This is a genomic window from Marinobacter halodurans, assembly GCF_004327985.1.
Lineage (GTDB): Bacteria > Pseudomonadota > Gammaproteobacteria > Pseudomonadales > Oleiphilaceae > Marinobacter_A > Marinobacter_A halodurans.
The window spans coordinates 1-9,431 of record NZ_SJDL01000064.1 but is presented as its reverse complement, the minus strand read 5'-3'; the positions used below and the strand labels follow the sequence as shown (position 1 = coordinate 9,431).

The 9,431-nt window shown below is 61.8% G+C and carries 6 protein-coding genes; 2 read left to right on the top strand and 4 right to left on the bottom strand.

The genetic code is table 11. The features are described from left to right. Positions 1-585: 585 nt before the first annotated feature. From EZI54_RS22550 to malE, 4 genes are all read right to left on the bottom strand, one after another. Positions 586-1,737, bottom strand: a complete 1,152-nt coding sequence (locus EZI54_RS22550; RefSeq protein WP_131484130.1) for an MFS transporter — start codon at positions 1,735-1,737, stop codon at positions 586-588. 250 nt (positions 1,738-1,987) lie between these two features. After that, complete coding sequence (gene malG, locus EZI54_RS22545) at positions 1,988-2,878, bottom strand: maltose ABC transporter permease MalG (protein WP_131484129.1); 891 nt, start codon at positions 2,876-2,878, stop codon at positions 1,988-1,990. A 9-nt stretch (positions 2,879-2,887) separates the two neighbouring features. Next, positions 2,888-4,384, bottom strand: coding sequence for a maltose ABC transporter permease MalF (malF, locus tag EZI54_RS22540; protein ID WP_131484128.1), 1,497 nt, complete (start codon positions 4,382-4,384; stop codon positions 2,888-2,890). Between the two features lie 135 nt (positions 4,385-4,519). Further along, the gene (malE, locus tag EZI54_RS22535; protein ID WP_131484127.1) at positions 4,520-5,719 is read right to left on the bottom strand and encodes a maltose/maltodextrin ABC transporter substrate-binding protein MalE; all 1,200 of its coding nucleotides are present in this window, start codon (positions 5,717-5,719) and stop codon (positions 4,520-4,522) included. 304 nt (positions 5,720-6,023) lie between these two features. Between malE and EZI54_RS22530 the strand changes: the two genes are divergently transcribed. Together EZI54_RS22530 and EZI54_RS22525 are read left to right on the top strand one after the other, a co-directional pair. Further along, positions 6,024-7,844 (top strand): alpha-amylase, encoded by a 1,821-nt coding sequence (locus EZI54_RS22530; protein WP_131484126.1) that lies wholly within the window; start codon positions 6,024-6,026, stop codon positions 7,842-7,844. Between the two features lie 18 nt (positions 7,845-7,862). After that, positions 7,863-8,717, top strand: a complete 855-nt coding sequence (locus tag EZI54_RS22525) for an aldo/keto reductase (RefSeq protein WP_131484125.1) — start codon at positions 7,863-7,865, stop codon at positions 8,715-8,717. The last annotated feature ends 714 nt before the right edge of the window (positions 8,718-9,431 follow it).

The following is a 9,431-nucleotide window of genomic DNA, read 5'->3' as shown; positions in this document are numbered from 1 at the left end:
CACCGCTGACGCCTCTGGACCTGCGTTGCCAACCCTTGATGTGGAACCACCACACCGGCGGGCTGGCGCCTTGACCAGAGACGTCAGCGGTACGCAGTAGGTCAACGAATTAACCAGACGGGACACTTGGATTCGACAACCATCTCCTCACACTCTCATCAACGTTTGTCACGTTATTGCCCGCCCCGTGCGGGCCTTTTTTTGTCTGGAGAACGGACGATCGGGACCATCATGTTGGTAAGTAGAGGCTTTGATCAGACCTGGGAGCCTGAAACCAATGAAGGCCATCGCTTCCGTCGCCTAAGAGGGCCGTCCATGGCCGCTTATGCGACGAGGACATCCTGTCCTCTGCTCCAGCGATGGCCTTCATTGGTTTCGAGCGAGCCTCGTGCAAGACGCTTTTGGGGTGGCAGGTATGGCTCGGAAGGAAAGAAGAAATGATGGGCACCTATCGGCGCCTCAGAAGCTAAAGCATCTGCTACATACTCGAGTTGGTATTAAATGTAGCCGACGCTTCAGCTTCGGAGCAGCCCGCAGGGCTGCCCTTTTTATGCACTGAGCCCGAGGAGCCTATCGGGAATATCATCAACCCTGCAAAAACCGCGACGCCCCGGAAACCGCCAACAACAGCCCCGCCAACGCCAGGAACGCCATCCCCAGCCCCATCAGCTCCGACAGGAACCCAATGGTCGCCGGCCCCATCAGCACGCCGATATAGCCCAGCGTCGCCACGGCCGGCACGGCCAGGTGTTCGGGCATGGCGGTCTGCTGGCCGGCCCGGGTGAACATCACCGGCACGATATTGGAGCAGCCAGCGCCCACCAGGGCACAACCCAGAAGGCCAAACAGCCAGTTAGGCGCGAACGTCAGCAGCACGATACCACAGGCGGCCACCAGGCCTCCGGCCGCCACCACGCGCCCGCCACCAAACCGGGCGACAAATCGATCTCCCGTCAGCCGCCCCAGGGTCATGGTGACCGAAAACGCGGCAAACCCGAGCCCGGCCCGGGAGACGTCCACGTCGAGGTGGTCGACGAAGAAGATGGCGGTCCAGTCCAGCATGGCGCCCTCACTCAGGAAGGACACGAAACACACCAGGCCGATCACCAGCACGATCCCGTGGGGAACGGCGAAGACTGGCCCGCCCTGCTGACCGGTGTCCGAAAGCAAGCCTGGCGCGGCCAGGAAAAGCCCGATCAGGACGATCCCAACCACACAGCTGGCGGCCATTAATGGCGTCACGCCCAGCCACAGCAGTCCAGTCATACTGGCGGCGCCAATGATGGCACCCAGACTGAAGAGCCCATGGAAACCGGACATCAACGAGCGGCCGCTGGCCCGCTCCACGACGATGGCCTGCATGTTCATCGCCACATCCAGTGCACCAATGCCACCACCGAACAGGAACAGCGCCACGATCAGCCACGGCAGGCTGGAGACGCTCGCCAGCAATGGCAGCATGGCAAAGCCCAGCAACGCCGACGGAATAATCACCCGACGATAACCGGCACGGCTGACCATCGGCCCCGCCAGTGGCATCGACAGGATGGAACCGGCCCCCAGGCACAGCAGGAGCAGGCCAAAAACGCCATCGCCAACGTCCACGCGGGCCTTGGCATAGGGGACCAGCGGTGCCCAGGCCGCCAGGGCTATGCCGGAAATCAGGAAAGTAATGCGGGTCGCCGTCTGGTGCAGTCGACCGGGCACGCATTCTATTTCAGCGGACAGTGAGGACATGGCAAACGTCCCTGTTCATGAAGATTCGATTGATGAGCATACCGGGAGTCGGCACCTTCCCCCAGTCCCGTTGCCGGCGACAGTCAGCAGGCCGGCCCGATTACGAAAAAGCCCCGGAGCTGCCTGCAGCTATAGGCAGGTCCGGGGTCGCGGAATCACTCATTTGGGAAGACGCAACAGTTTTCGCGCAATCGGATGAGCCGGGATCCCGCCGTACTCACCCAAAACCGTTCGTGAAGGCAGGTATGGCCTAGCCCTTCACACCGCCAGCGGTCAGCCCACCGACAATCCACCGCTGGCAATACAGGAACACCAGGGTGATCGGCAGTCCGGACAGTACCGCTGCGGCGGCAAAATCGCCCCACAGGTAGTTCTGCTCGTACAGGTACTGCTGGGCCCCGACCGCCAGGGTCAGCTTGTCGGTGTCCACCAGCAGGATCGACGCCATCGGGTACTCCATGATGGTCATGATGAATGCCAGGATGAAGACCACCATCAGGATCGGCACCGACAGCGGCAGCAGGATGTACCGGAAAGCCTGCCAGGTGGTGGCACCGTCGACGATGGCCGCCTCTTCCAGCGAGCGGTCGATGGAATCGAAATAGCCCTTGATGGTCCAGATGTGCAGCGCCATCCCGCCCAGCGAGGCGACGATCACCGCGCCGTGGGTATTCAGGCCCAGCCAACTGATGTGCTTGCCGATCTCGTTGAACAGCGCGTACAGCGCCACCAGCGACAGAACCGGCGGAAACATCTGGAAGATCAGCATCGACTTGAGCACGAAACCCTTGCCGGCAAAGCGCATCCGCGCGAAGGCGTAGGCGGCGGTGGTGGACAGGGCCAGGATCAGCAGCGAGGAAATCACCGCAATCTTGATGGAATTCCACAGCCACAACAGCACCGGGAACGGCGGCTGCACCACATTACCGGCATCGTCCGTATAGGGAATGCCCAGCGCCAGCGACCAGTGCTCCAGCGACGGCACCTCCGGCAGCAGGCTGCCGGTGGCGAAGTTGCCGCTACGGAAGGAGATGGAAATCACCATCAGCAGCGGGAACAGGATCAGCGCGATAAAGCACAGCATTCCCAGGTGGGAGGCCAGTACCCGGTATTTCGTTGAACGCGGTTCTACCATTGCCATAGCCGCCTCCTACACCTTGATCTTGGACAGTTTGAGGTTGATCAGTGACAGAGCACCCACCACCAGGAAGATCACCGTGGCGATCGCCGCCGCCAGACCGAAGTTCTGGCCGGAATCCTGGAAGGCAATCCGGTAGGTATAGCTGACCAGCAGATCCGTGGTGCCTGCCGGCGTACTGGCACCGATGATATCCGGCGCACCGCCGGTCAGCAGGGCAATCAGCACGAAGTTGTTGAAGTTGAACGCGAAGCTCGCGATCAGCAGCGGCGCCAAAGGCTTGAGGATCAGCGGGAACGTGATGTTCATCAGGTTATTGATCGGCCCGGCCCCGTCCATCGCGGACGCTTCGTAGAGATCCCGGGGAATGGACTGCAACAGCCCCATGCACAGCAGCATCATGTAGGGGTAGCCCAGCCAGGTGTTGACGATCAGGATCATGGTCCGGGCCATGCTTGGGTCGCTGAACCAGTCCGGGCGGATACCGAACAGGCTCTCCAGCACCAGGTTGATCTCACCGAAGTTCTGGTTGAACAGCCCCTTGAATACCAGGATCGAGATAAACGCCGGCACCGCATACGGCAGGATCAGCATCGTGCGGTAGAAGCCCTTGCCGCGGATCTGGTCCCACTGCAGCAGGTTGGCCAGCAACAGGCCCAGCACCAGGGTGAACACCACCGTGCCCACCGAGAACAGCAGCGTCCAGACGAAAATCTGCATGAACGGCCCGCTGATGCTCGGGTCGGTGATCACGCGCTTGTAGTTGTCGAAACCGGCATTGACGGTCCAGCCCGGCACCAGCTTGTCGCCGTCGGCGCTCTCGTAGAAACCGGTGTCCTGGTTGGGGAAATAGGTGACCCCGGTGCGGGTGTTGGTCAGGGTGTCGTTGCCGGATTTTTCATACAGCGGCTTGATGGTGGCGAAGGCCCGCAGGCTGGCCATGGACAGCTCGCGGCCATCCGGCGCCTGCAGGCGCAGCGCGCCCAGCGCATTGCGCTGCTTGATGATGTCGCGGAAGGCCAGAGGTTCACCGGTCGGCGCCGTCGCCGTCGGGCTGACCTCGACGGGCGGGACCTTGCCGTCCTCCAGCTCGAACGGTTCCGAGACCAGCTCGCCGTCGTCGCTCTTGAGGACGATGACATAGCCGGCATCGGTCTTGTAGAGGTCATAGTTGTAGCGGGCCGATTCCGACTGGTAGGTGCGTGAGAGCAGGTTTTCCTGCACCCGCTCGAAACTCAGCAGGTTACTGGCGCTGTAGTTGGTGAAGCCGATCCCCACGGCGTACATCAGCGGGAAAATCACGAACAGGCCCATCCCGGCCACCGCCGGATAGATGTAGCGATGTGCATAGAGCCGTTTGCTCACCAAAACAGCTACCGCCGATGCCGTCAGCACCAGGAACAGCATGGCGAATACGAATTCACGCTGGGCATACAGCGCGACGATCAGGTACAGCGCCATGCCGACCAGCACGGCCAGGACGCCCCACTTCAGGATAGCTCGGGTCATGAAAGGTCTGCTTGCTGTGCGCGGGTAGGACAGCGTCTCGGTTAACATTGTAGTCAGCCCCGTCAGTTGTTGCCTGGACACCGGCCAGGTCGCCGGCGGCCGGTGGCAGCCATTGCCACCACCGGCCCGAGGCCTTTATCGGGTAATGCGGGTCGCGGCCGTATCCAGTGCTTCCTTGACGGGCTGGCGACCAGCGGTGATGTTCTGCAACGCTGGCGCCATGGATGACCAGAAGGCGCCCATTGCAGGCACGTTCGGCATCGGCTCACCCAGTTCGGCGTTCCTGAACGTGGCCTTGATGTGCGGGTTGTCGGCGGACAGCTCGCCCATCAGTTCCTTGTTGGCAACGGCACCCAGCGGGACATCGTCGTTTACCATCTTCAGACCCTTGACCGACAGCGCGTAGTTCTCCAGGAACTCCACCGCCAGGTCCTTGTTCGGGCTCGCCGTGTTCAGCGTCGCGGCCATGACACCCACCATCGGCTTGGGCTTCTGATCGTTGATGGTCGGCAGCGTGGTCACACCGAAGTTGATGCCGCTCTTCTTCAGGTTCGCCCAGGCCCAGGGACCGTTGATCATCATCGCCAGTTCACCCTTGTTGAACTGGGAGTCCATGGCGCCGTAGTCCGCGCCGCGGGGCATGACGCCCTCGTCGATCAGGGACTTGAGCACTTTGCCGCCCGCGATGGCGCCCTCGGTGTTCACACCGGTATCGGAAACGTCATAACCGCTGTCGGTCTTCTTGAAGATGTAACCGCCATCGGCGGCCAGCAGCGGCCAGGTGAAGTAGGTGTTGTTGTAGTCCCACAGGATGGCCTTCTTGCCCTGCTCTGCCAGTTTCTTGTCCAGCGCCGGGATTTCCTCGAAGGACTTGGGCGGGTTGGGGACCAGATCCTTGTTGTAGATCAGGCCGACGGATTCCACCGCCATTGGGTAGCCGTAAACCTTGCCGTCCACGGTAACCGCATCCCAGGTAAAGTCGTAGTTGGCGTCGCGGATGGACTGGGACGGGTTGATTTCAGAGATCAGGCCACTCTGCGCCCACTCGCCCAGGCGGTCGTGCGCCCAGATGAAGATGTCGGGACCATTGCCGGTCGCCGCTGCCTGCTGGAACTTGTCGGTTGCACTGTCAGGGTGAGCCACTTCCACGGGAATACCGGTTTCCTTGGTAAACCAGTCACCGACTTCCTGAAGTCCGTTGTAGCCCTTGTCACCGTTGATCCAGACAACCAGCTTGCCCTCCTCGATATCGGCCTGGGCCGGTGCGACGGCCCCCATGGTGGTTGCCAGGATGGAGACGGCGAGCGTGCTGCGGATGAAATTGCGGCGATTCATTGTCAGTACCTCTCTGTTCTCTGCCTTATTGTTTTTGTCCCGGGAGAGTCGTCCACGGGAGAAGGTCGCTCTTGTCGTTATCGCGATAGTCAACATCGTCAGCGAAAACCGCAATGCTGGCATCAGCCCTGTTTTTAATACCCGAGGCGTAGAACGGGGGAGTAGGGGGCGTAGGCGATTTCCGTCTACCCCCGGGCGCGTCCCTCTGGTTATATCAACCCACAATAAACGGCCGCCTCCACTCCTCGAAACCTTCGCCAAAGCTGCGGGGCGCCGGACAAGAACACGCTTCAGGAGAATTGCGATGCGCCTCACTCCCCTCGCCCGGCTGGTGGCCACCTGTGCCCTGCTGGCCGGCTGTGCCTCTCCCGGCACCCAAAGCACCCTCGACAGCGCCGCACAGCCCACCGACAACCGGGCCGGCCAAACCCACCTGTGCGCCACATCGACGGAACAGACCCGCATCCCGGTCGGCGACCTCTTCCGGGACGGCGAGTGGGTCCGGGATGCCTTCTCCGGCAAACGAGCCCAGGTTGAGGACGGCCATGTTTCCCTGGCCCCGGCCAAAAATGCCGAAGGACTGGTCATGCTGGAATCCGCAGAGCCGGTTCAGCACCGTTTCCAGTGGGCCGGAGCCACCGTCTACTTCGTCATTACAGACCGGTTTGCCAACGGACGTACCGACAACGACCACGCCTATGGCCGCAAATCCGACGGCAACAAGGAAATCGGCACCTTCCACGGCGGCGACTTTGCCGGCCTGACCGGGCGTCTCGATTACCTCCAGAAACTCGGCGTGAACGCCATCTGGGTTTCCCCACCGGTGGAGCAGATCCACGGCTGGGTCGGCGGCGGTGACCAGGGCGACTTCCGCCACTACGGCTACCATGGCTACTACGCCCTCGACTTCACCCGACCCGACGCCGCCTACGGCACCGAGGAAGAATTCCAGACCCTGGTGGACCAGGCCCACCAACGGGGCATCCGGGTGGTGATGGACATCGTCATGAACCACCCGGGCTACAGCTCTTTGCAGGACATGCAGGACTTCCACGTCGGCGGCCTGTTCGACGGCTTCGAGAAATACCTGCCGGAGCGCTGGGGCGACTGGCAGCCGGAGTCCTGGGAGAATTTCCACGCCTATCATGCGCTGATCGACTACGACAGCCCGGGCTGGTCCCATTGGTGGTGCAAGGACTGGGTGCGTGCCGGCATCGCCGATTATCCCAACGCGCCCAGCGCCGGCATCGATCCCATCAAAGGGTCGCTCGCCTACCTGCCGGATTTCCAGACCGAGTCAACCAAGGCTGTGGATCTGCCCGACTTCCTGGCCAACAAGGCGGACACCCATGCCCGGAACCTGCCCAACGCGACGGTGCGCGACTACCTGATCCAATGGCATACCAGCTGGATTCGCCGCTTCGGCATCGATGGCTTCCGCGCGGATACCGTCAAGCACGTCGAGCCAGAAGCCTGGGCCGAGCTGAAAGTGGCGGCGCAGAAAGCGCTGGATGACTACCGGGCGAACCATCCGGACCAAGCCCTGCCTGCCCGGAAATTCTGGATGGTGGGCGAAGTCTTCCCGCATTCCGTTACCCGCGATCACTACTACGACGACGGCTTCGACGCGGTGATCAACTTCGACCTACAGGACAACGCCCTGGCCGGCGCCGAGTGCCTGCCGGAAATGGACAGCGTCTACGCCGACTACAGCCAGTCCATGCACGGCGACAAACCGTTCAACGTGATGAGCTACATTTCCTCCCACGACACACGCCTGTTCAGCAGCGAGGCCCACAACGATCCCGAATTGCAGAAACGGGTCGCCGCCGCCCTGCTCTTCACACCGGGCACCGTGCAGGTATTCTATGGCGATGAGTCCGGTCGCCGCGACGGCCCCAACGGCTCGGATCCGCAGCAGGGCACCCGCTCGGACATGAACTGGGATGCCCTCGATAATCCAGAAACCGCCAGCACCCTGGCCTATTGGCGTAAACTGGGCCAATTCAGGGAGGCTCATCCGGCGATCGGTGCCGGACGGCACGAGCGTCTGTCGTCCTCGCCCTACACATTCTCCCGGCAGACGGATGACGACCGCGTGGTCATCAGCTTTGTCCGCCAATAAGACGGGAAAACCAACGCAATGTCTGATCTTTACCCCGACCTGGTCCTCGGCTTCATGCGCCTGCAGGACTATCCCGAACTGGCCAGACCCGAAGATCTGGCCCGCTGGATCGAAACGCAGATCGATCAGGGCTGCGACACCTTCGACCACGCCGACATCTATGGCCGCGGCGAATGCGAGAAAGCCTTCGGTGACGCGTTGCGGACCAACCCGGCGCTGCGCAACAGACTGCGGGTCATCACCAAGACCGACATCGTCCACGCCAGCGGCGATGCCGTGAAGCACTATCGGGCTGAGGCGGACTATGTCAGCGCCGCGATCGACAAGGCTCTGGTGAATCTCAACGTTGAACAGATCGACACCTTCCTGATCCACCGCCCCGATCCCCTGATGGACGCGCCGTCTGTCGGCCGGGCTCTGGAGGACGCAGTGAAAGCCGGCAAAGTCGCCCGCGTTGGCGTCTCCAATTTCCTGCCAGAGCAGTGGCGCTGGTTGCAGGCCAACCTGGCTATCCCGCTGGTGTGCAATCAGAGCGAACTGTCCCTGCGCGCCAACGACGCCCTGTCGGACGGCACGATGGAAGCGCACCTGCGGGACAACCTGCACTGGATGGCCTGGTCGCCGTTGGGTGGCGGGGCTCTGGGAGAAGGCGCTCTGGCAAACGAACTGGACCGACTGACGAAGGAAACCCGCCTGACCGCCACGGCGCTCGCGATCGCCTGGCTGCGGATGATTCCCGGCCGGCCGACGCCGGTATTGGGGTCCATGCGTCAGGAACGGATCGAGCAGGCGCGGGCCGGGTTGGCGGCGGCGCTGCCGCGAACGGACTGGTTTGCGTTGTTGGAGGCGGCTCGGGGTGTTGAGGTGCCTTGAGGCACAACGATCACATGTAACCCCTGTTCCCGGTTTGCGGTGTTACCTATGTTGCCGGTTTGCACCATCCTGCTCCCTCTCCCCTCGCGGGAGAGGGCTGGGGAGAGGGGGAGGCGCCACAGGCGCCCAAGAACTCTTATGCCAACATCTGACGAGGCATTCGCCTCGCCCCCCCCTCTCTCCAAACCTCTCTCCCTCCAGGGGAGAGAGGCTTATAACTGCAAGCTTAGAGCTGCCCTGTAAATATCGTAGATTCCCTTCATTTCAAGCCATTTATCGGCAGGCTAAACGCCTGCTCCGAAGCTGAAGCGTCGGCTACATGAAAACAGCGCTTCGAGGTCACCCCGAGATTGATTGGAAGCGAATGGACACCCTTGCCGAAGGAGGGACAGGGACGTCCCGGTTGTATTAGCCGGCCAGGGACGGCCGTCTAATGCAACGAAGGTAAGGGTGTCCATTCGCTTCCCGGCACGAGCTCTGTAGCCAACAACAGAAACCAAACTCCGTTGATGCGGTTCCCATTGTTCACCAGCACTCCATACGCGGATTCATCTTTCCGTAGCCCAATCGAGTAGGAGGGGGAGTCACCTCCCCCGTCCTCTCACACCACCGGGCATACGGTTCCGTACCACGGCGGTTCATGATTGGCTCTGAAGCCGGTTTATCGTATCCAGCAAACTGACCAGAGACAGGCGGTCGAACACCTTCTTTGGC

Excerpts from the sequence above, each read along its gene's own strand:
- EZI54_RS22530 (WP_131484126.1), top strand. The coding sequence starts at position 6,024 with ATGCGCCTCACTCCCCTCGCCCGGCTGGTGGCCACCTGTGCCCTGCTG.
- EZI54_RS22525 (WP_131484125.1), top strand. The coding sequence starts at position 7,863 with ATGTCTGATCTTTACCCCGACCTGGTCCTCGGCTTCATGCGCCTGCAG.
- EZI54_RS22550 (WP_131484130.1), bottom strand. The coding sequence starts at position 1,737 with ATGTCCTCACTGTCCGCTGAAATAGAATGCGTGCCCGGTCGACTGCAC.
- malE (WP_131484127.1), bottom strand. The coding sequence starts at position 5,719 with ATGAATCGCCGCAATTTCATCCGCAGCACGCTCGCCGTCTCCATCCTG.
- malF (WP_131484128.1), bottom strand. The coding sequence starts at position 4,384 with ATGACCCGAGCTATCCTGAAGTGGGGCGTCCTGGCCGTGCTGGTCGGC.
- malG (WP_131484129.1), bottom strand. The coding sequence starts at position 2,878 with ATGGCAATGGTAGAACCGCGTTCAACGAAATACCGGGTACTGGCCTCC.